Origin of the sequence: Pseudomonas sp. MF6394, assembly GCF_002018845.1 — a bacterium.
Classification (GTDB): Bacteria; Pseudomonadota; Gammaproteobacteria; order Pseudomonadales; family Pseudomonadaceae; genus Aquipseudomonas; species Aquipseudomonas lactis.
The window spans coordinates 134,325-156,371 of sequence record NZ_MVOJ01000001.1 but is presented as its reverse complement, the minus strand read 5'-3'; the positions used below and the strand labels follow the sequence as shown (position 1 = coordinate 156,371).

The 22,047-nt window shown below is 53.4% G+C and carries 16 protein-coding genes; 15 read left to right on the top strand and 1 reads right to left on the bottom strand.

All coding sequences use genetic code 11. The features are described from left to right. Positions 1–152 precede the first annotated feature (152 nt). From MF6394_RS00840 to MF6394_RS00780, 14 genes are all read left to right on the top strand, one after another. Complete coding sequence (locus MF6394_RS00840) at positions 153–527, top strand: hypothetical protein (protein WP_078465843.1); 375 nt, start codon at positions 153–155, stop codon at positions 525–527. A 12-nt stretch (positions 528–539) separates the two neighbouring features. Then, complete coding sequence (locus tag MF6394_RS00835) at positions 540–2,111, top strand: hypothetical protein (protein ID WP_078465842.1); 1,572 nt, start codon at positions 540–542, stop codon at positions 2,109–2,111. Positions 2,112–2,153: 42 nt separating this feature from the next. Then, positions 2,154–3,212, top strand: coding sequence for a hypothetical protein (locus MF6394_RS00830; RefSeq protein WP_078465841.1), 1,059 nt, complete (start codon positions 2,154–2,156; stop codon positions 3,210–3,212). 109 nt (positions 3,213–3,321) lie between these two features. Continuing rightward, on the top strand, positions 3,322–4,941 hold the full coding sequence (locus MF6394_RS00825) for a radical SAM protein (protein ID WP_078465840.1): 1,620 nt from the start codon (positions 3,322–3,324) through the stop codon (positions 4,939–4,941). Positions 4,942–5,016: 75 nt separating this feature from the next. After that, complete coding sequence (locus MF6394_RS00820; RefSeq protein ID WP_233100549.1) at positions 5,017–6,846, top strand: radical SAM protein; 1,830 nt, start codon at positions 5,017–5,019, stop codon at positions 6,844–6,846. Then, positions 6,843–10,274, top strand: coding sequence for a PEP-utilizing enzyme (locus MF6394_RS00815; RefSeq protein WP_078465839.1), 3,432 nt, complete (start codon positions 6,843–6,845; stop codon positions 10,272–10,274). The genes MF6394_RS00820 and MF6394_RS00815 overlap by 4 nt, the downstream gene beginning before the upstream one ends. A gap of 100 nt (positions 10,275–10,374) precedes the next feature. Then, the gene (locus MF6394_RS00810) at positions 10,375–11,910 is read left to right on the top strand and encodes a radical SAM protein (protein ID WP_078465838.1); all 1,536 of its coding nucleotides are present in this window, start codon (positions 10,375–10,377) and stop codon (positions 11,908–11,910) included. Then, entirely contained in the window at positions 11,907–13,103 is a 1,197-nt protein-coding gene (locus MF6394_RS00805) for an SPASM domain-containing protein (RefSeq protein WP_177345119.1), read from the top strand. Before MF6394_RS00810 ends, MF6394_RS00805 begins: the two co-directional genes overlap by 4 nt. Then, complete coding sequence (locus tag MF6394_RS00800) at positions 13,100–13,744, top strand: 2OG-Fe(II) oxygenase family protein (RefSeq protein ID WP_078465836.1); 645 nt, start codon at positions 13,100–13,102, stop codon at positions 13,742–13,744. The genes MF6394_RS00805 and MF6394_RS00800 overlap by 4 nt, the downstream gene beginning before the upstream one ends. Before the next feature lie 107 nt (positions 13,745–13,851). Then, positions 13,852–14,520 carry a hypothetical protein gene (locus MF6394_RS33625; RefSeq protein ID WP_153045956.1) on the top strand — a complete coding sequence of 223 codons (669 nt, stop codon included), beginning with the start codon at positions 13,852–13,854 and terminating at the stop codon, positions 14,518–14,520. A gap of 119 nt (positions 14,521–14,639) precedes the next feature. Further along, positions 14,640–15,752 carry a radical SAM protein gene (locus MF6394_RS00795; protein ID WP_233100552.1) on the top strand — a complete coding sequence of 371 codons (1,113 nt, stop codon included), beginning with the start codon at positions 14,640–14,642 and terminating at the stop codon, positions 15,750–15,752. Between the two features lie 2 nt (positions 15,753–15,754). Continuing rightward, positions 15,755–16,069, top strand: coding sequence for a hypothetical protein (locus MF6394_RS00790; RefSeq protein ID WP_153045955.1), 315 nt, complete (start codon positions 15,755–15,757; stop codon positions 16,067–16,069). Further along, the gene (locus MF6394_RS00785; protein ID WP_238597266.1) at positions 16,050–17,219 is read left to right on the top strand and encodes a transcriptional regulator; all 1,170 of its coding nucleotides are present in this window, start codon (positions 16,050–16,052) and stop codon (positions 17,217–17,219) included. Before MF6394_RS00790 ends, MF6394_RS00785 begins: the two co-directional genes overlap by 20 nt. Before the next feature lie 10 nt (positions 17,220–17,229). Then, a complete protein-coding gene (locus tag MF6394_RS00780) occupies positions 17,230–18,267 on the top strand; it encodes an ATPase, T2SS/T4P/T4SS family (protein ID WP_078465833.1) in 1,038 nt (345 codons plus the stop codon). Between the two features lie 28 nt (positions 18,268–18,295). On the opposite strand, the gene MF6394_RS00775 is transcribed toward MF6394_RS00780, so the two are convergent. Further along, positions 18,296–19,060, bottom strand: coding sequence for an EAL domain-containing protein (locus MF6394_RS00775; RefSeq protein ID WP_078465832.1), 765 nt, complete (start codon positions 19,058–19,060; stop codon positions 18,296–18,298). Between the two features lie 151 nt (positions 19,061–19,211). Between MF6394_RS00775 and MF6394_RS00770 the strand changes: the two genes are divergently transcribed. Then, entirely contained in the window at positions 19,212–21,908 is a 2,697-nt protein-coding gene (locus MF6394_RS00770) for a PD-(D/E)XK nuclease family protein (RefSeq protein WP_078465831.1), read from the top strand. Positions 21,909–22,047: the final 139 nt, after the last annotated feature.

Genomic DNA, 22,047 nt, shown 5'->3' with positions numbered 1-22,047 from the left:
ATCCACAGTTTTTCGGTGGGCTGGGCGAGACTTCTGGTCGGAAATGGTCAGGACCTCTGAAGTATTGCTACATCCAAGCCCGATCCCGTCGGCAATGGGTGAGTAGTCGGTGCCGTATGGGCCGCGTTGATAATCTGGAGAGAAGGCAAAAAATGAGTAAATTTACTCCCAACAGGGTGCTGGCTGCTTTGGCCGTAAGCGCGATCGCGGTCGCAGCGTTCAACAGCGTTGAAACCAGATTTACAATCAACGAGACCCAGGCCGAACTGGAAGCTGACCACAACGTCGCCCAGATGCGGAAGCTGCTCGAAATGAACCCGATCAAGCCGATGGTTGAGCGGCACGCTGATACTTTGAACAGCGTCGTTCAGCACGAGGCCGTACCGCGGATCAACAACATGCTTCTGGCCGCTACAGCAACCGCCAAGGACATGGACTCCACGAACGTGGGCAATTGGGGCTACTGCCATAGTGCGTGCCATGGCGCGTGCCACGGTGCATGCCACGGTGCACGAGGCTGGCGCTAAGGCAATATGAACATGACTCCTTCTGATCCAACCTTTTCAAGCTGGTGCCTGTTCCTGGCAACAGTAGTGTTCGTATTTCTCCTGGCTACCTATGCTTATTTGAAATATCGAAAGTCGAGTAAGCCGAATGCGCCGCTTGAAATCGATCCTGATGCTACTCATGAAGCTGCCGACAATATTGCTTCAACCAGCTTGGTCAGTGATGACCCCGTTGACGAGTCGATCCCGGAAGAATTCCGTTACAACGTGGTGTTTAACAAGAAGGTCTCTGAGCTCCGGGCCATGTTTGAGGAGCAGCACCGTCTTATTCGGGAGGAAGGCGCTGAGAAACCTAAGCGCAATGTAGCTTATCAAGCTGTCATTTGTGACGAGCAACTTAATCACATCCCCTTGGACGCACGATCCTTAGGTTTGCTTGTACAGGGGGATGAACTTGACCCTTCGATGTTGAGCGAAAACTTCGAGTTCAGCCTTATCCTCGCAATGGGTTCGTCATCGCCTGGCACAATTGATGTGCCCTTTGACACGTCGGTGGATACACGTGAAATCCTCTACCAAGCTGAGTCTGCTGGATTCGGGGTGAACCTTCTTCCCCCGGCTAACGCTACGGTTATCAACGCCGAGGTTGAGGCCTATTGTGACCTCTTACGTGATTACGGTCGGATCTGCTTGGAGGGCCAGAGTTGTAATATCCGGGTGTCGCCTATCGATGGCTACATGGAGTACCTGCTGTACGCAGAGCTTGGCTACAAACCGAAGGTCATCTCCACAGACGAAATGATGAACATGCTATACACCGATACCATGTCCGAAGTGGTCATGGATCATGTTAAAGCCTGCATCGAGGAGGTTGTGATTGAGGTACTAGGCCCGGACTTCATGAAGGACCTCGTTTTAAATACTGTTAAAGCCCTACACCTGAAGGATCTTCAGTTCATGGAAGCTCGAGCCAGTATTCTTGAGGCAGAGCTGGATACCCGTACACCGTTCCCAAACATGATTCGAATCCTGGCTGAGACTACAGGGCTTCGCGGAGCCGACGCCGCAGGTCTGCTATTCGAACTGAAGAATGCAATCCACACTGTGCTCGATAAGTACCTACCTCCAGATCCAGTTGAGGATTCGGAACCTAAAACTGTAGTTACAAGCGACTCCAGTGCTGAAACTGCGAGTACAGATGGAGTTCAGCAAGTCGACCCAGAGGCCAAAGTGCCGGCAGAGGATTCAGCTAAGCGTGTTCGCGCGCCTAATACCAAGCAAGCTGACCTAGCCAAAGCTTTGTGCCTGATGGCCAGCTCTGTTGCTGGAGGCCCTGAGGCTCTAAAAGCTGTTTGGGCTTCCATTGAGACTGCAACTCAGCTTGATCAGCGGATCAACCTTGACCGGGAAACTACGCTTCCAAGTTTGGCTGCAGGTCGCCTAGCTGATGCTCTTGGTGTTGCACCAAAGGTTGCAGCCTTGGCTGCAGGTGAGCTTGCGACTCTTGTTCAGGTGGTGCTCGAAGCTGGCGGAGCTATAGAGCCGGCACCACCACCTGCTCCACCTAAGCCCACCCCACCCAGTGGCTTAATCGCTGTCGGGTAAGTCCCGGCTGGCAGCGCTATGCTGCCAGCCAATGAGGCATTCATGCGCTCAGAAGCTATCGGATTCATCAACGTAACCCGACAGTGCAATGTCGACTGCAAGCGGTGCTATCTGACTGAGGAGCACCGATCCACAAAGGAACGGTTGTCGGTCGCCATACTTCAGCAATTCCTCCGGTCATCATTTTGGGTAGACAGAGAATGCACCCTCATTTGGGAGGGTGGTGAGCCATCTGTGATCGGGCCGCAGGCGATGCAGCTTCTTGTTGATACAGCGCGTCGACAGCTCCCAAGCGCAAAGCAGACCATGGTTACAAACTGCTTTTCGGTGCCAGACTGGCTATTGGCAATGGTTCATGAAGAGTTTGATGGACTGGTCGAAACTACCTATGCACTTGGCAACAAATTCAACCTGGCCGGATCTGAAGTCATCTACCAGGAACGGTTCCTTTCCGGCCTCAACAAGTTCTGGTCCGCAGGGGTTCCTTGCGTTGTCAACGTAGAGCTCAATGCAGAGACGGTTCGGGCTGGAGCGGATGCCCTTGTGGATGTCATGCTTCAAAGTGAATGCAAGATATGGGAGTTCGACATTTCTGTCGATTTCGCTTCATTCTTGAGGACGCCCGTATATCACCCCGCCAGTACGCCGGCATTACCGCTCACTGTTCCATACCAGAAAGCCTGGTCATACCTCGCAGATCTGAAGGAGCGGCATTATGCGCGGCTGAATCGGGCCGGCATCACAATCGGTGTGTTCGAGCAGAATCCTGATGCTGGAAACCTTCAGTTCAATGTGCTTTCCGAGGATCGGTTCCTAACCCTCAATCCAGACGGCACAGTAACTACCAACCCCCTGTACTCTGACCTCGAAGGCACCATACTCGGAGATCTGCACCATAGTTCCCTCGACTCCATGATCATTTCACGAAACCGGTTAGCCCGAATTTCCCATGAGCGCAGAAGAATGAGAGCGTGTAACGAGTGTGAGCATGTCAGCTATTGTGGTGGCGGACCTGCGCATGTACCTGTTTTTGATGGCTCGGGCGAGTGTGCTGGTGGACTCAGCATCTGGAATTCTTTGTTGAGGATGCAAAGTGCATAAGGCGTCTCGCGTAAACCAAGCAAACATCAGCATCACCGCGACCAGGTGGTGTAACCGGCGCTGCACCCACTGTTACATCGACCCAGCTGAGCTGGGAAATCCAGCCCAAATGGACGAGGCTGTTTTTAGATCTGTTTTCGACAGTGTTGCTCAGCTTGTCGCGCTGGATACTGGTCTAGAAGAAGTGGAGTGGGAGTTGATCGGGGGCGAGATTACAAAGCTCCCCGTTGCGTACTGGGAGCGAAACCTCCCCTATGCCCTGAATAAGTGCCGTGAATTCAATGCAGGCTTCAAAACGCCAGGCTCGATCAATGTCCTGACAAATCTGATATTTGCCAACGATAAGCATCGGAGCGAGTACGTCGACTTGTTCAACACCTACGGCCACTGGCCAGAGATGGCGATTTATACATCCTGGGAGCCCGACACAAATCGTTTTGGTAAGAACATGAAGCTCATGGGGCCTTGGGCTGAGACTGTGCGCGCGATCAAGGCCAAGCAGAAGATTCTTGATGTGATTCTGACTAAGGCTACCGTGGCGATGGGGCCAGATTACTTGTTAGAAACGTTCCTGCCGCTCGGCATAACCGACTTCAGCATCAAGATGATCAGCCCTTACGGCTCGGGGAGGGCTTTTTGGCAGCCAAATATGGTCTCTTTCAAAGAGATGAGTGACTACCTCTGCCGGCTCTTTGAAATTGCGCCACCCGGGATTACCTTCACTCCAGCAGATGAAATGTCAGGTGCCGTATTCCGCGGAACAAGCTATCAGTGCATCGGAAATTTTCGTTACGACTTGGCTGTGGAGCCTGACGGGTTGACTACCTTCAACGCTAATCAGACGACGGCTGAAGCGGCCTTGGGCGAGCGTAAGATATACGTTGGTGACGATGATTGGGCTTACCGGGTCCTTGCAGATAACACGCAAGAGCTAGATAACAAGCTATCCAAGTACCACAGCTATTGTTTTCAGTGTGAATTCCACTCGGCGTGTGCTGGTGGCTGGTACCACTACAGAGTAGCCGATCCAGCTGATGTCCGGCCGTGGGATGAAGGAGATTGCCCGGGCTACAAGCAGTTATGGACGAAGGTTAAGGATCGACACGGCACGTTTGATCCTGTCCAGGCCAGGCATATCTCGGAAATGCAATCGATGATGATGAGCGCTAAGGCTCAGCTCCCTTCTGACGTTTTACATGATGAGGCGGTAGAGGTTGCAGAGACATTCTCAAATTGGTTGAAGCAAACCCGCGGAGCAAAGGTAAACGTGCGTGCATCGAGCAGTTTCGATAAGCCGTTGATCCAGCGACTGTGGGCGTATCAAGGTGTGGGAACGGCCACGATGATTCAACACACTGAGATACACATGCTCGCGGCCACGGAGCAGCGTGTGCTCTTCGAGCACGTGGTGTATCAAGACCTACCCACGGTTTCGATACCTTCAGAGGCTTTATGGAGTTGGGTTGACACCAATGCCGGTGATCCATTGGCTGACCTGCTTGCAAGAGCTGAGATTGACCTCAAGTCTAGCGGGCTGAGCCACACAGACATATTGGTGGCCGGGCACAATACCGAACTTGTCCGCTGGGTGCTTAGGTACCCGCGCCTTTCGCAATCTGGTGATTCGGATAACGAGCGGCACCCACTCGTACAGCAGTTGGCGCAGCACCTTCAGCTTGAAGCACGAGCCAAAGACAGAATTGAAAAGCGTCGTCATAACCTAAGCTGACCTTAACCGCTTTCATGAAGCGGTTTTTTTCTTCAGAACAGCCGAAATGGGGCAGTCGCCTCCCACTATTAGGGTATGAATATTCAACCCTTCGCCCTTCCGCGCAACCGCTCTATTGAGATGATGTCGACGACCATTTCGACCAACCTCAATTGCAATCTGGCGTGCCAACACTGTTACATCCAGCCAGAGCTGCTCCGACGTAAAGAGTACATCGACGAAGCGACCTTTCGGCGGGCGGTGGAGGTCATCATTGAAGCCTTCCATCTAGATCAGTCCGTTACCTACCTACACCTGGACGTACTTGGGGGGGAAGCCACCCTCATGCCTTTTGAGTTCTGGCAGCGAAACCTCCCTTGGGTGCTTGGCCAGATTGATGAGATGAACAGGATTGGTATTCAGACAGAATTCACCTTTTGTTCAAATCTGATGTGGAAGGACGATCGGTATCTAGGTCTCCTTCGTGAGTTCAAGGGGCACCCCGCAATGGATATTGCGATCCCCTTTGAGGGACCTGAGAGTGGGCGGTTCGGAAGAGGCATGGCCATCCTGCCTAAGTACCTCAAGCGTATAGAAGCCTTGGGCGACTGCAACATGCTCAACCTGGTGCTTGTAATGGGGCAGGGTCTAATTGATCTTGGGCCTGGGTACATCATCGAAACGTTCGTGAAGCGGGGCGTTACCGACGCAACCTGCGACATGATTTTTCCATGGGGTTCAGGGAAGGCGTATTTCGATCGAGCCCAACCTCAGTACCAGGACGTTGCCGAGTACATTTCGACACTGGCTCGGCTGGGCAAGCAATATGGATTGACGGTCGATCACCTGGACGACATGAAAAAGTCGTTACGTACGCTGTCACGGTCCCAGAACACGCTTAACGATGCTTACGAGTTCCACTGGGACCAGAGAGGGGAGCTTTCGCTCAATCCCAATCAGACCGGCACAGAGGCGCTCAAGCCCTACATAAATCTAAATGCGCACGATGCGAATGCTGCACTGAAAGTTGTTTGGGGTAACAACAGTGAGCTCGATAACAAGCTCAGCTACGAGCACGACTTCTGCCGTGACTGCCAATACCTGCAGGCGTGTAATTCCGGGTGGTATCCACACAAGGACTTGCCGCCTGAAACCGTTCGGTCGTTCATGCAGAGTTCAGATGACAGCTTCAGCTGCCCAGGTTTTTTCCAGCTTTGGGAGTCACAGGCGAGTGAGAATTTTGATCCGTTAGGTGTAAGCAAGTACGCCAACGTCCGCCGTATTAAGCGAGCTCAACTCAGGAAGCAAGCTGTTGCGGATAACTCTGCTCCGCTGCGCGAGGCTGACTACACGTGCGATTACGAAGGTTATTTCGAGGCCGTGAAGGGGGCGACTCGAGTCCTACTGGAACCGATTGATATGTTCGGCTGCACCCCCCGCCAGCGCTTGTGGTTCTACGATCGCCTGCAGAAACAGATCCTCCTGCCGGACGGCAGACTGGATGGTTTCGATGAGCGCTATTCGATTCTGGCTCACCATCTGGCAGGTAATTACCACTCGATTGCATTCAGTGACGAGCTGGTATGGGCGGCTCTCAGGTCAGGTCCCACGACGCCATTGTCCCGCTATGTCATCGACGCTCTATCACTCTCTTCGTGGGCAGAACTTCCTATTGACGTCTTGGGCGGTAGCACCCGGCAAAGCTCCGGCCTAGAGGTTTCCCATAAGTTCGAGGATCTGCTCATTTGGGCCCTGTTCCGACGTCCACCGCCTGACATTCTTGCCTTGGCCTTCGCTCGGCGGCCGGCGGTGATAACTGAAGAGTCAGCCAGTTTCCTTCGTCGAATTTCAACAGTCGCAAGAGCGATTGGCGGTCGTGAACTCGGCATTGATCACAACGAACCTTCGCTAGACGGTGCCGCATGAATCGAATTTGGCTGTTGTTGCTCATTGGTGTCAGTGCTCAGACACAGGCATTCCCAGTGATTTTGGGTGGAGCTGGTGCCCTGGCTCTGGGTGCGGGATTCCTCCCACTTCTGGGAATTGGTCTTGCCTTATATTTCGGCGTCAAGCTCTGGAAGCTCCCCCGACTTGCCCTGATTATTTGTTCCCTGGCTGGATTTTTCATTTGCGCGATCGTCTGCATCCAGTGGGCTGACGCGAATCGTGAAGCGATCCTTGCTAACACACAGAGCCTTGGAGCCCCCTCACAGCGCACTACTGACATCCCATACCCTTATGTAAGTGATGCTGCCCAAGCATTATCAGGGTCGCGCATTACCGCAGATGACTTCTACAAAGGGGTCTCTAATCGCAAGATTCGTGTCATCCGCGTCGACCTTGGCCCTCAGCTATTCAAGGATTTCGGGTTTGGAGCGACTGCGACGCAGATCCACAATAATCCTGAGCCACTGCTAGGGATAGCTAAGAAGGGAAACCAACAAGTGGTCCTGGTCGATGAGAGGGGGACTACAGCAGCTGCGATAGCTGAGGATCTGAATGAGAGATTCGGCGTTCACATACAATTTTTGGAGGGCGGCGCCAATGCTCTCAATGACTATGCGTGGGATCACTTGGCTAAGCTCGGTGATGATCATGCGGTGTTGCCAGCAGACATTCCATCGTTCAAGGAGCAGCGGAACCCAACCATCATCAGTACGACCAATCCCGATGAGTTTTTGAACTATGGCTGGCTGCATGGGCTGACGGTGACCCTTCCTGTGTTCTTGTCAGGGGCTGATGCTATTGCCGAAGCCCTTCATGGCAAGACCGTTCTCATCACTGCGGCTGAAAGTCATTACTCGGGTGATACCTGGATTTTGCTCGATATGCTTCGAGCTAGGGGTGTCGATGCCTACTTCATGCAGCCAACCCGAGAAGAGTTGCTGATCAAGCCAGCATACTTCAAGGCTTACAAAAACGCAGATCGATACTTCGGAGCAGCCCAATCGTTCGACTACGTGTTGGGTTACCAAGACGTTCGATTCCTAGACTTCCAGTCTGCTGATGATTGGGCCAGAACAAAAAACCAGTTACCACACACTGACCATATCGACATGGAAATCGTGGCCAAAGGTGGGCTTACTCAAGCTATTGCCGGGCTGGATCAAAGCAAAGCTTACGTTGGGCTGGCATACGATCGAAGGACTTTTTATCACTCCATCCTTGCGGGCGAAATCCTGTCGGCAGGCGGAGTTAGATGGCTCGGTATCAACACAGAGCCCGGCCTCTTCAATCGAGCGGTGCTTACTGACGACGATCTCATCGACCCGGAAGCGGCGATGTACGCAAGTATCGAGGGCAGAAGCATCCGAGCTATTGGAAGCGTGTTCGGTTTGGTTCCTGGATCAGCTGCATGGGTTGTTTTCTTGAACCTGGCCATCAGTTTTATTGGTGCATTCTTAGCTGCCCGCCCACGACATCCGGCCATGAAGGTCGCCGTAGCTCTCGTTGGTACAGTGGCCACTTACATTCTCTGGCTCGCGTATCTTGAGACAACGCCGGTTTGGGCTAGCGATGATCTCATTTCAATCTCGCAAATATTGGGTGCCTTGTCAGGCTGGATTGCAGCCAAGCACTTTCTTGCCCGCCGGCAGTTCAAAACTGACGCTGTCATTGATGTTTTACCCGCGAAAATTGGTCTTCTGCAGCGGGCTGCGGAGCTTGGCTACAACGTGCAGAAGGGGTACGTGGTTTCAAACGTTGACCTCGACAGGTTTCCGCACTGGGTAACTTCAGCGCGTGTACTGGTTCGATCCGCAGCTTCCTCAGAGAGTTCGTCTGCTCAAACAATCGGGGTGTTCGAGTCGATACCTGCCCAGGGCAAGGCTGAGGTAAAGGCAGCACTGAAGACTGTTCATGCGCAGATCACTGCCGCCGGCGAAGTCCCTTTTTCACTTATCCAGACATTTATCACCGCGAGAATGTTCGGTGTAGCAATGTTTGGCACTGCTGGTGACGGTCATCTGTTCATCTGTGAAGGGGGGGTGGGCGACGCTGCTACTGCCGGCACAGGGAAGACAGAGCGTGTAGCGATACCTATCTGGAAAACTTCTGGCTTGTCGAATGACACGAAAAAGGTTCGCGCAGCACTTCTAAACCTGCACCGGGATATGGGGGCAACTTCGATTGAGTGGGCGGTGTCGGCAAATGGAGTTCTCACGATCCTCCAGGTCAGTACAGATACCCTTGGGCGACCCGGTCTTTCAAAACTGTTGAAAGGCACCAGCGGGTATGGCCGTACATCATCTAGGTTCGTTGCACTACCAGTAGACCATGGAAGCTCCGTAGGTGCCGCGGTGGTGGCCGCTATGGCGGCACCTGGTGATCAGTTCTCGGTTGGGGGAGTGCGTCTAGCTCGGGTTCGCGGTTTCGTAAGTGCTCGGGCACTTCAGCTGGCCGATATCACCTCGGTACTTGGGTCCCTGCCTCGATCTGCATTCTCCCGCGTCCCAGGAGCTCTCCTGTTGAAGGCTTTTGAATTGGCTGACAGAAAGCGTGATAGCGATCGCCGGACCCGCCAAATCTCGCTTGGCGGTCCTGATCGCGCATTGGCCGAAGCTATTGCATGTGAGCTTGCTGTCGTCTCTCGCCTTTACGGCCGCTTTAGTCGAATAGCCACGACCGCGATCGAGCTGAAGATTGAATCCCCAAGTCAGGGATTTGAACGGGCCTTGACCTCCACTTTGATCGGGCATGAGGCCAGCAAGTTCAGCCCAGACGAGACTGTAGAAATGGCATCAGTGGCAGGGTATGCAGGTGTTACCTCATACGCTCCGTTTGCCGAACCTTGCTTAGACGCTGAGCTGGTATCAAGCGTTATACAGGTAGTGGATTCCCCTCTTGCCTGGATGAAGGACAAATGCGCAGTAATGATGATGGTTGAACTTGGAAGGCTGAGTCCTGCAATTGATGAACTTTGCCGGCGCGGGGTCGCCGACCTTCTGCTAGACATCTTGCCGTCATACCTGGGCGATCTATCCGGTAACTGCCCGGTGTTTGATGAAGTGCCCAAGCAAATCCGCAAATTCTTTGAGTATGGTCAGCACCATCCGCAGGCGGGCACCAAGCCTATTGCCTGGGGCGTACCTCGCCCGGGGCTCGAATTGACACTCACAACCCCTGACAACTTTGCTGCAGGCACAGCGGTTTACTTGGAAACGACGGACATGTCCCAGCTTGCCATAATTTCGACAGCTGGTGCTCTAGTTGTCCGATCTGGCTCCTCGCTATCGCATCTTCTTCAGCACGCCCGCAGGCTGAACATTCCGCATGTTGTGGGCGTGGAATGTGGTGCAGATTTAGTTGGTAAGACCATTCGAATTGAACCTACAGGTGGGGTGTTTTGTGCATAACGCCCTAGACATGTTGAATGTGTGCATAGCGCCCACCCGATTGTGCAACCTCAGTTGCACCCATTGCTATGTCGATCCCGCCCTTTTGCGGGACAAAAGCATGATGGATGAAGGTACTTACCGCGAGTCCTTCCAGCGGATCGAGGAGTTGTTCTGTCGCGACAAAAAGGTCACCAAGATAAACGTGGAGCTGCTGGGTGGGGAGTTGACCATGATGCCCCTCCAGTTCTGGGAGCGGAACCTGCCGTGGACCCTCAAGACTATGAAGGCCTGGGAAACCCTTTATGACGCTGAGGCAGCGTTGATCTGGTGCACAAATCTTATCTTCAAAGACCCTGGATACATTGACCTGCTCAACTCTGTAGGAACCGAGTTTGGGTACGGGATTGACATTTTTGTCCCGTGGGAGCCCGACACCAACAGGTTTCTAAAAAACGACAAACTACTTCCTCGGTATTTCGCGACGCTTGAAGCCATTACCGGTATCAAACGGAAAACACTGTGTATCACTATGAGTCGAGGAGTCATTGAGCGCGGCCCTCAATTCATCGTCGATGAGTTCGTCAGCCGTGGAATAACTGACATCAGCTGCGACATGCTGTATCCGGCCGGCAGCGGTAAGAGCTATTTCTTGAAGACCTGTACGTACGGAGATGTTTCCGACTACCTGCTTGAACTCAACTCGTTGGTTCCACAGGGTGTGACTATCAGCCCGCTTGTGGAGATGCGAACCGCTTCCCGATCAGGCGAGCACTATCACTATCCGGGCAACGACTCATACGACATAGAAATCGAGCCCAACGGTCAGGTCACGTTCAATTCTAGCTACACCGGTAATGAGTCAATTTTCCCGACCCAGACTCTATCCGTGCACGATCCACTGTTCTCAGCGAAGGCCATCTTCAATAACACACCTGAGTACGTCTCTCGGCATCGGATGCCTTATCAAGCATGCGGGACGTGCAAATTCGCCATCACCTGCTCTGGAGGGTGGGCGTGGCATAAGGATCTCGATCCAAATATGTCATCGCTCATTGCGTCTGGCGATTGTGCTGGTTTGAAGCGCGTGTGGGACTTTGCAGATGAAACCACGGTAGGTAGGTTGGACCGAGCTGGCTATCTCAGACGAACAGAAGCTCGCCGGCGCCAGGGGGCAATGACAAAGAGGCTCGTTACGACTGCTGTGGCCAAGGGCAAGGATGTGCCACTCATTGAGGACAGCGTTGCTGGTAACTACGACAAGTATTTCACTGAGTTCGACCGGGCCAGGCTAGTAGCAATGAAGCCTGGAAAGCTCTTCGAAAAAAGGTGGGTAGAGCGGCTCTTTTTCTACGATGCAATTGGTGCCCAAATCGATGACTATCCGGGCTGGTACGTTGAAGCCGCCGACGAAGGTGGAGAAGAGCTCTATCGGCATATTGTCTATGGCAATTTTCATTTCCTCGAGTTCGACCCGGTCGCCGTTTTCAATGAGATTCGTTACCGCGGCGAATGGTATCTGTCCAAGCTGATGATGCGGACGATTCAGGAGCTTGAGGGTTGTCTGCCAGTTGGAGCGGAAACGATCGGTGGAAGCCACGAGGAGATGATCCAATTTTGTAGCCAGGTGATTCAGATGCGGGAGCGAGCAGCATGACTCCCTCACCACTCACGCTTCATATTCGAATGACAAAGGCCTGCAATGCCGATTGCGGGTATTGCAGCAGCTGGCAGGAATCGCAGTCGACACGAATGCCCGCAAATGACTTCAAGCGCTCTATCGATTTCATATTCCAGGAAGGGTTTCAAAAACTCGGTATTTCTCCGACACATCTCACTGCCCAGTACATCGGCGGAGAGATTTTGACGGTACCTCACGCGGAGCTATTGGAGTGTGTCACCTACTTGCGCGAGATGGCAGCCTCACGTGGGATTCAATTTGTAGATGGTGTCCAGAGTAATCTGATTGGTTCTCCCGCCCGGGCAAAACGACTTTACGATTTGTTTGAAGGCCGGCTTGGTACTTCTGTAGATGACATGAGTGATGTCCGGACCGTTGGCGGTTCGCCAGAAAAGTACCGTCTTATTTGGAAGGAAGCTGATACCGCTCTTCGGCGTGAGCGGAGTGTGCCGGGGGCCGTATATGTCCTTGATGAATCTGGCCTAAACGGCGTAACCCGACAAATGATGCTCTCTGCAAGAGATCAAAGAATGCTGACTCTCCGCCCGCTCTTCCAAGGCGGCACTCCAGGCCAGGTTTTGCAGGGGGCAGAGGCTACAAAGGACGCATTTGTAACAGGTTTCCGCCTATGGTTCATGCGACTACCCATCATCGTAGAGCCTTACTTCTACCTCACTCAGGCACGAGTTCGAACGCTGTCTGGCCAGCAGCAAGCTGTAGGCGCTGCCTGTGCGTTTCAGTCCGACTGCACCAAGCGGTCACTTTCCCTTGAGCCGAATGGAGATCTCTATGTATGCCAAGACATGGCCGATGGCGGAATAGGGAAGCTAGGCAATGCCCTCACAAGCGTTTGGGACGCTGAAATGGTTGCAATGCTCAGTGAGCGGCCGAACCGTCTCGACGACAACTGTCGTTCGTGTCCGTATCTCACTGAATGCCAGGGTGGCTGTATGTTCGAGTCAGCAGCTCAAGGGCGTGGCATGTACGGCAGAAGCCAGCACTGCACAAGTTGGAAGTCTCTGTTCTCACTGATCGATCAAGGCGTCGCCGAGCATGGGTTAGGTGAGGTTGTTGATTGGCTTCATAGAATTGACATGCGGCACGCGAACACCAAATCAGCGGGTCTTGATAGGGCCAACCTGGCCGCAATGGTGGAGGCTGAATTTTGAAGCACCTGAATTCGATTTACAGGGATGGCTTCGCTGTAAGCTCTATCCCTAAGCACATTGCTGACGCTTTTCTGAACGCCGCGAAGGCGGATGATTTCCAGCCCGATAAGCCTGGCAGCCCTGATGTGGTGTCGTGGGAAGAAGATGATCCCTCGCGAAGCCTGTCAGTACCGCTGGACTACCTGGGGCCCATGGAATTGATTGGTCTGGGCAAAGAGACAGAGCACATCCGGGCCCATTTGGGCGACTGGAGCCGGACTAACGTGATGCTCCAGCGTGGTAAGCGTGGAGACTCGATGGGATGGCACCACGACTCCTACGACCCCATGCAGATGGTGGTGATCATCTACCTATCGGATGAAATCTGGACTCCTGAAGACGGCGGGCAGCTGTTGTTGGGTGAGGGTGATATTGACGACAAGGGAGCGCTTGTCGATCCATCAAAGGTTGTCGTGAAAGAAGCTGTGTCGCCCAACCATGGCACAGCCGTATGGCTGATTAACACGAACCCGAGATGGGTTCATAGCGTGTCTGAGATCCTTTGCGACAAGGCGCGCTACACACTGATTGGCCAATTCGGCTATCGAGAGAATGTAATGCGTGCTTACCCGCGCAAGAGATATGGAGATGATTGGCGTTGAGCAGTGTTCACCTCCCGCTAAGGCGGCTTCAATTCAGGGACGCACTAATAACGGCTCCGGTTTCGCTAACGCTTACTGGGGTTGTATTACGTGTTCTTGATGCCTTTGTGGATGGGATTTACGGGTCGCTTCGTCCCGACACAATTGTGATGGGAAATGATCCCCTCGTGGGGATTTGCGCAGCCCTTTCCCTGGCCGACCAAGGCCAACAAGTTGTCGTGCTCCCAGACACACTGGACGCCAAATCATGGCCCAATCCTGACTATGGCGAAAATGCGGTCGCGATCTTCAACTCTTGGGATGAAGCGATCGCCGAGGAAGTTCGCAGTCATTTCCCATCATTACCCTCCGGGGTCTCTATCGCCGAATGCCTTTCATTGCTCTGCAGCGCTTGCATGGCCACTGGCCGGGTCACTTTGATTGATGGTGCGACCTTTCAGACTAGTCACGGACATATTCGTGGTGAGCCAGGTCGTGAAGTGTTGTTTCCGGTACGTCCGGGCGAGCGGGATGCAGCTGGAATCAACCCTGGCTGGAAATACCTATCAAGACGTCTACACCGAACGATCATTAACCACGATGAGATCGAATTCATCAGCGCACGCTCCGTCGTTTTGACAAGCCACCCGTCATCGTTCGTTGACTCAAGCGGGAGTGCATACACGCGCGTTGGCCAAGCAAGATTAAACAAACCCGAGGTGGTTGATAGCGACGGCCGCATCGACGACCTCCGATCAGTATTATTTAAAGGGACGCCCCCATGCAGCCAGGCTTGACCTCAATCGGCGAAACGGGGCGTAGCACATTCCTGTTTCAGATCAACGTCACTCGCCGGTGCCAGTTACGTTGCTCACACTGCTACATTTTGTCCGACAAAAAGGACAAGAGCCCTGACATGAGCGAAACGGAGTTTCTCCATATTGTGGCTGGGATCGTCGAGCACATGCAGGCGGATCATAATTTCGCTCAGCGCTACAACCATGTCGATATCCACGTCATCGGCGGTGAACCCTCGATGCTTGGAGTGCCATTCTATGAAAGCGCATTGCCTAAAGCTAAGGCATTGTTAGCCCTGATCCCACAAGCGGTTTCATTCTCGATTGTGACCAACCTTGTGACAAAAGAGGCGCTCGATGTCGCTCGGCTGTTCGACAAGATTTCGACATCCTATGAGCGGTCGACCAGGTTCACGAAGCGTAGGCAGGAAGAGATCTGGCGAAACAACGTAACCACGCTCATGAATGAATCCCGACAACCAGAAATCTACGGACCCAAAGATTTCGCTGTCACGACTGCGCTAGTTAAGCCTGTTGTCGAAGCCGGCGCCGTTGCGATGATGGAAGAGTTGTACCAATTGGGTTTCACGAAAGTCCATTTCGGGTTCTTCATCCCATCGGGCGATGGGGATCTTAATGCAAAACTCATTCAGCCCAAGCACGCGGCAACCTCAAAGTTCTACATGGAACTGATGGACTGGTACCTGGCCAAGCGTGATCACATCGATGACCTCTGGATCAATCCTTGCGAGTCATGGCTTGAAGCTGTGTTTCGGAACGTCCCCTCGGACGACGTGGTATGTCCAATAGTCGCTGGCGCTCTGGATTTCGACTCTGACGGCCGTACGATCAGCTGTATCGAGAAGGGCGGCACTAACGACTACGTTTCCCACGGCAATGTCTTTGAGACTAGAGAGGTCATTGGAGAGGGCGGTGTTACTGAAGTTGAGTTTACGACATCCGTCCACGATGTTCTCACTTCAAAAAGCTATCTGCGAGAGGTCGCGAAGGCACGGCGATTGCCTGAGATATGTCGTACCTGCGATGAGCGAACGCTGTGCCAGGCAAACTGCGGTGTATTGCATGAGCAGTGGAATCAGAAAGACGAATGCCCGGGCTTCAAGACCTTCATCAAGTACGTGCGACATCTCGTCGAGGAGAAGGGCGTACTTCCAAAATCTGTTCTCGAGCGTGAGCGCGCGATGGGAAATAACCTGATTGCGGTGGGGTGAAAGTGGACGAGTCTAAACCACCTGGATTTTTCTCGATATTTCCTCTGCTGGCTCGAATCATCTTCCGGGCTGGCAAGAAATTGCTGAGTTTCGAAACCATCGTGGCCCTTGAGAAAAAGCAGGGGCAGGGCAGCGGAGAGCGCACGCCTGAAGAGCTCGAATTCGCGGCCCACCTTGAGTCGACCCCAGTGTACGTGGAGGAAGCGTCCTCGCCGTATTTCAGAAAAGCTGAATCCCTCATTGAGGAATCCAACAAGCTTGGCCAAGGCAGATTCGTTATCAATGAGGAGGTGCTGCGTGCAGTCCGGCAGCGATAGCTTTTCACTCATGGGCCCAGATATTAGGCCAGATACCATTGAAAATGGTTACTTCGTTTTCACCATAATGCCGACGCTGCACTGCCCCTATAACTGCAAACATTGCTATCTGAGTAAGGAGCAGCGAGCAGACAAGAGCGTTATGTCCCTCGATGACCTGCGGGTCATTTGTCGCAAGATTTACGACTATTTCGAGGAGCAGCAGCCGGATCAGAAAACCATCATTGCGTACAACTACGGTGGGGAGCCGACTGCCGCCGGGCCTGAATATTTCGAAGGGTACGTTCAGGTGATGGCTGAAGAATTCCCAGCAGCAGAGGGCTACCAAGTACGTCATGTGATGCTGACCTCAATGCTTGGTGTCGACCTCGATGTTTGGGAACCGCTGTGGAAGAAGCACTGCAATGGCTATGTACAGACCTCATACGATGGCGATATGCGTTCAGGTAACTATGTACGCAAGTGGGAACTCAAGGTTCGGGAGGCGATCAGGCGAGGCCTGAATGTCGGTACCATCAGCGTGGTCAACTCGGACCTCCTGACCCAGGGCCCAAGGCACACTCTGGATAAGCTACGTGAGATGGGAATTCAGGAGTCGGGCTGGCTGCCATTCATGCTCAATGAGCAGAACGACGTGCCAGGCAAATACGATGTACTTGCCCCAACCATGAAAGGCTTCAATGACTTCATGATCGAAATGCTCGACTACTGGTACGAGCTGCAGGAGCGTGGGTTCAATGCTCCTGCGATCGGCGAAGCACACTTTGCCGTGGAAAAGATCAAAGGCAACGCCATGAGCAACATGGCCGGTCAAACACTGTTCCTCCTCCCCGATGGCGACATGGTTCTTCCCAACTACCGTGATGGCTGGAAGGAGTACCTGCACTCATTTGGGAACATCCTTGAGCCGGGGGTGACCTTTCGAGACATCCTCTGTTCGCGTGAGCGGCTTCTTTATCTCCGGCGGCAGATGCGTAGGAACAACAATCCTGAGTGCGCATCATGCGAATTTCGTAACGCATGCCTCCTCGAGTTCGCCAAACCAAACAAGCCTGACGATGAGTGCTTTGGCGCAAAGCGTTTTGTGGCGCATGCCATCAATCGCAACGCTATAAATCCACGCCTCAGTGGCCCCGTTCAACTGTACTAGGAGATACCCGGTGTCTGTGCTCACATCCAGTCATCTTAATGACAAACCCTTGAGGCCAGAGGACGCGACCAACATCACTCTGACCAAAGACAGCCTTGAGGCTGAAGATAACAACGGTCGGTTCGAAATCATGAAGCCCCCGGGTGCTTGGAAAGACTTCTTCGATCGGATGCTCTCCGAGAAGGGGAGAGGCAACAAGCGTAAGGCAGCCAACTTCACCACCCCCTTTAACGGCGAGCGTTACCGCTGCATCTTGGCTGACTCATCCGGCGGCCAGGTCATCACAATGCGCAAGCTCATGAAGTCCATTCCGAGGGTTGATAAAGACCTAGGCTTAGACTGGAACGCTATTCGTCCGCTTCTTGAAGGGTCGGGCTTGACCATCTTTGCTGGCCAGATGTCATCTGGTAAGTCGACCACGATGATCTCAGCTATTGAGCAGTTGGGGCGCAAGCGCGGAAACCTCGGTACGGTTGAGGATCCTATTGAAGTTGAGTTCCAAGGCGGGGGGGTGATTCAGCGTGAAGTAGGTACGCACGTTGATTCGTTCGCAGAAGCGATCCGTGACTTCGTCCGGCAGTATCGCAACACAATTATGGTTGGTGAGATTCGTGACCCAGAAACTGCCGACGCAGCGGTTCTCGCCGCATCCCTCGGTCACAGTGTTGTGGGTACCCTCCATGCGGACAGTGCCATCGATATCCCAACGCGCATGGCTTCGCTGCTCGATCCCAAACTCGCTCGGATCTTGCCATCTGTTCTACGCGGACTTTGGTGGCAGCATGTCTATCGACGCGGTGATGGGAAAAGCAAGCCGCTACCCATTTACGAATCGCTGTATGTAACCAATTCTGTACGTCAGATTATTGCTGACGGCCCAGAGAAGCTGCCTCAGTTGATGAACGAAATGGTTTCTCAGAAACGTGTATCTATGGCCCAGTCGGCGACAGCTTGGGTAAGCAAGAATCAGGCAACACGTGAAGAACTTCGCCAATGGCTTGAGACACGTGGTCGTATCAACGACTCACAACTGGACTACGTTCGGTAATGTATTGATACGCTCTAGCGCCCCTCAGTCAGGGGCGCATCTCGGCGAAGTGTTGTAATTCTGAGGGGATTGCCGGCATACCAAGCAGGTACCCTTGGCACAGGTCAATATTCAAATGCTTGGCCAGTGACAACTCGTCTATAGTCTCAATTCCCTCAAGCACAACCTGCTTACCTCGCCGACGGCAAAGCTTTACCAGACGCTGCACCTCTGCCCGCGCTGACTCAGACACCATGAGCTCCATGGTTGACTCGCGTGAGAGTTTGCAGCCTACAACCGAGTCGCTTAGCAAGAGCGAGCGCTTTGCGTAACCATCACGCACGTCATCGACCATCACTGTCAGCGCCTGTAAACGAAGAGCCTCAAGACGCTTCGCAAGCAGGTGAGCCTCAACGTCTGCAGTTTCAGTCACTTCAAACGTGACCCTGCCCATCACATTCGCTGCAAGGAGGGCCTGCACGGCATCTCCGACGAAGGATGGGTGCGCGATCGACAACTGGCTTGTGTTGATCCAGACAGAAAGCCTCGGCCGGGATTTCAATTGATTGATCACCTGGGCCAGAACCCAGCGGTCGATATCGACAATCGAACCATCAGACTCTGCACGCGCGACAAGCGCAGCTGGCCCCTGAGTCCCAGTGCTGTCAGAAATCCGAAGCAAGGACTCAAAGGCTATTACTGATCTTTGGTCATCCATGACACTGAAGACTGGCTGGTATGCCAGGCTGAATCTTACGGGCACTGATCCCTCATGTGCCCAAGGCGAAGTCTGGGATAACCTCTGGATCGACATATGACGCAACCAAGCATTGAGCGGATACCTTAATAGTGGGATGTCACTACCCCATTTGCCGCATTCCGTTGGAAATGATTCATTTGGTCTGGGCTGGTGGCACTAAAGACCGCCGTTATTCTGGGTGTATCGAAAACGGAGATCTGCCCGAATGAAATTCCTCAGCCACCTCTCAAACATCACAGACGGGACAGTTGTCCTGGCCTCGACAGAGCGTGTCGCGCGACACATTAAGCTACAAGCAGCACTGCTCCAGGCGGTAGGTGGGAAGAAGGCTTGGTTCACCAAGGGGCAGATTATGACCATCACGAAGTGGATTGAGACCACTTGGTTGGAGCTGATGCCCGACGAACAAGCCCTCAACCCTGTTCAGGAGTTGGCCACTGTGAAGTCGGTAATTGACCAGTCGGACCTACTGCCGTCAAACATGATCTCTTCCACGAACGCAGCTCGCCGAGTTGGGGTGGCGTACTCGCAGGTAAACAAGTACCTGATTGGGATGGATAGTGATCGCTTCCGATTCAAAGAAGAGTTTGAGGCTTTCCTCCAATGGAAGACTCAACTCGATAGCGTGTGCGGCGCAAAACAGTATGTGTTCCGTGCTCACCTCCCTACGCTCCTGCTTAAGGCTATCAAGGCTGGCGATGTTCAACCCCCGGAGCGGGTGATTATCGTAGGCATGATGTCCCTGAACCCAGCAGAAAAGGCCGTGTTCGATGCCTTAGAGGCTCTCGGTACTGATGTAATTATCGTCTCAGCAGAGGGGGATAAGACGACCCCGCGTCTTGTGCGCAGCCACAATAATGCGAGCGAAATGCTTGAGGTCGCGCAATGGGTGTCAGATCACCTGCTGCCCTTCGTGGACGCCCCTCATGCTGCACCTTCACTCGCCATCGTCGTACCTGACATCCGTTCCTACAAAGGCCCCTTGCTTGATGCGCTGAGCTTGCATACGAGCCCAGGATCATTAATGCCTGTTGGTCCGGATGGTGAAACACGGGCGCCGTGGGATATTTCCAGTGGTGCAACGCTGGGTAGCCGCCCCATGATCCGTGCGGCTATGGATCTGTTGTCCATCACGCCCGACAAGGCAGATTCCGAGACTTTCAGCCGTGTGCTGCGCTCTCGCTGGATTGCTGGCCATGTGGGCGAGTCTGCGACCCGTGCCCTTCTGGATCTGTGGTTCCGTGACAACCTAGGCCTGAACATGGGTGGCAAGGATTTTCTGCGGGCTATTGGGGCATACAAGGGGGATGCAGTTCCTGATTTCCGAAAGCGCTTTGGTGGACTTCTTGAGAAGTTGGTGTCCGGCGAGCAAAGCCGATATCCATCTGAGTGGGCCGACCATTTTACCGAAGCCCTGAACGATATGGGCTGGCCCGGTCAGAGCGAACTGGACAGTGCCAATTTCCAGACACTTAATGCTTGGGCTGAGGCGCTTGCAATGTTCCGCACACTGGATGCTCAACTCGGGACTGTTCAGTATGAGCGAGCATTCATGTGGCTCAGGGAGGTCGTAGACACACGACAATTCCAGCCCCGTATCAGCCATTTGGCCCCAGTTTCGATCTTGGGCTATGAGGATGCTATCGGCCTCAACTTCGACGCCTTATGGATCGTTGGCGCATCGAACAACGTATTGCCGGGCCGCGCTGAGCCATCACCCTTCATTCCTACCGATCTTCAGATTGATGCGGGGATTTCTGACGCCTCTAGCGAAGGGATGCTGGCATATGCTCAAAGTGTTGTGGGCGCACTCCTCAGCTCTAGCGCTGACGTCACGGTGTCGTGCCCCAGCCATAACGAAAAGGGGGCGGCCATCGGGGCCAGTGAGTTGTTTGGCACGTGGCCCGCAACTGCACCTACCCTGGAAACAAAGGGTGACTTCCTTGATGACCTGATGGGCCAGTTGGATAGGAATAATTACGAGCAAGAGGAGGCCCCAGCTGTCAGCGATATCGAACTAACTGATATCAAGGGTGGAGTTCGCATCTTCAAGGACTATGCAGAGTCCCCATTCTATTCATTCGTGCGCAATCGCCTACGAGCCAACATGTTTCCGCAACCAATCATCGGCCTTGATCCTCGAATCCAAGGGACAATGATCCACCTTGTGCTTGAAAAATTTTGGACTGAGGTGGTGACCTCCAAGGCACTCAAGGCATTCTCGGTTGCCGAGCTCAAAGCCAAGGTCCAGCACCACACTCAGCTGGCTTCCGAGGACCTTCTATACAAGCTGATCTGGCGCTACGGCATGAAGCTGATCATGCTTGAGCAACGTCGTATCGTCGACCTGACCATTGAGTGGTTGGAGCTCGAAAAGAAGCGGGAATTCGAGTTCGAGGTTATCGGCTTTGAAGAACGCCATGACATCGTTGTTGGGCAGGTACCTTTGACGGTAAGCCTTGATCGTCGGGAGCGCATCTTCTTGAACGAAGAGCAAACGGTCTCTCGGAGTGTTGTGTTTGACTACAAGACAGGCCAAGAGATGCGGATGAACAGTCTGAATGCTTCCACCCTCACAGAGCCTCAATTGCCAATCTACGCGACCAAGATCGACCTCAGTGTCGCTTCAGTAGAACCAATCGACGGCATTGTGCTGGCTCAGGTGAATCAAAAGTCTCTCGGTTTTCATGCTCGCTCAAACTTTTCGGCCAATCTCGTCGAAGGGAAGAAGGCCAGACAAGAGGACGTCGATACCTCGGACAAATGGGAAGCTCAGAAAGATGCATGGAACCGGCAGTTGGATTCTATGAGTGCTGGCTTCATCCGTGGCGAAGCGACTCTGGACCTATGTGGAAAGGGGTTTCCAATCGGCTACGAGTACATTGCGCCTATCGCACGATAAGCGTCAGTCGGGCTCCCAATGCATAGCGAAGGGGAGCCCATAGCTTAAAACATTCCGCATGCGAAAACTTTTAGTCCAATCCCGGGTTTACCGACCTGCGTCCTGAAAGATTACTTTGGCGGCTGGTGGCACGCGGGGG

Coding starts and splice junctions, on each gene's coding strand:
- MF6394_RS00840 (WP_078465843.1), top strand. CDS start 153: ATGAGTAAATTTACTCCCAACAGGGTGCTGGCTGCTTTGGCCGTAAGC.
- MF6394_RS00835 (WP_078465842.1), top strand. CDS start 540: ATGACTCCTTCTGATCCAACCTTTTCAAGCTGGTGCCTGTTCCTGGCA.
- MF6394_RS00830 (WP_078465841.1), top strand. CDS start 2,154: ATGCGCTCAGAAGCTATCGGATTCATCAACGTAACCCGACAGTGCAAT.
- MF6394_RS00825 (WP_078465840.1), top strand. CDS start 3,322: ATGGACGAGGCTGTTTTTAGATCTGTTTTCGACAGTGTTGCTCAGCTT.
- MF6394_RS00820 (WP_233100549.1), top strand. CDS start 5,017: ATGAATATTCAACCCTTCGCCCTTCCGCGCAACCGCTCTATTGAGATG.
- MF6394_RS00815 (WP_078465839.1), top strand. CDS start 6,843: ATGAATCGAATTTGGCTGTTGTTGCTCATTGGTGTCAGTGCTCAGACA.
- MF6394_RS00810 (WP_078465838.1), top strand. CDS start 10,375: ATGATGGATGAAGGTACTTACCGCGAGTCCTTCCAGCGGATCGAGGAG.
- MF6394_RS00805 (WP_177345119.1), top strand. CDS start 11,907: ATGACTCCCTCACCACTCACGCTTCATATTCGAATGACAAAGGCCTGC.
- MF6394_RS00795 (WP_233100552.1), top strand. CDS start 14,640: ATGAGCGAAACGGAGTTTCTCCATATTGTGGCTGGGATCGTCGAGCAC.
- MF6394_RS00775 (WP_078465832.1), bottom strand. CDS start 19,060: ATGTCGATCCAGAGGTTATCCCAGACTTCGCCTTGGGCACATGAGGGA.
- MF6394_RS00770 (WP_078465831.1), top strand. CDS start 19,212: ATGAAATTCCTCAGCCACCTCTCAAACATCACAGACGGGACAGTTGTC.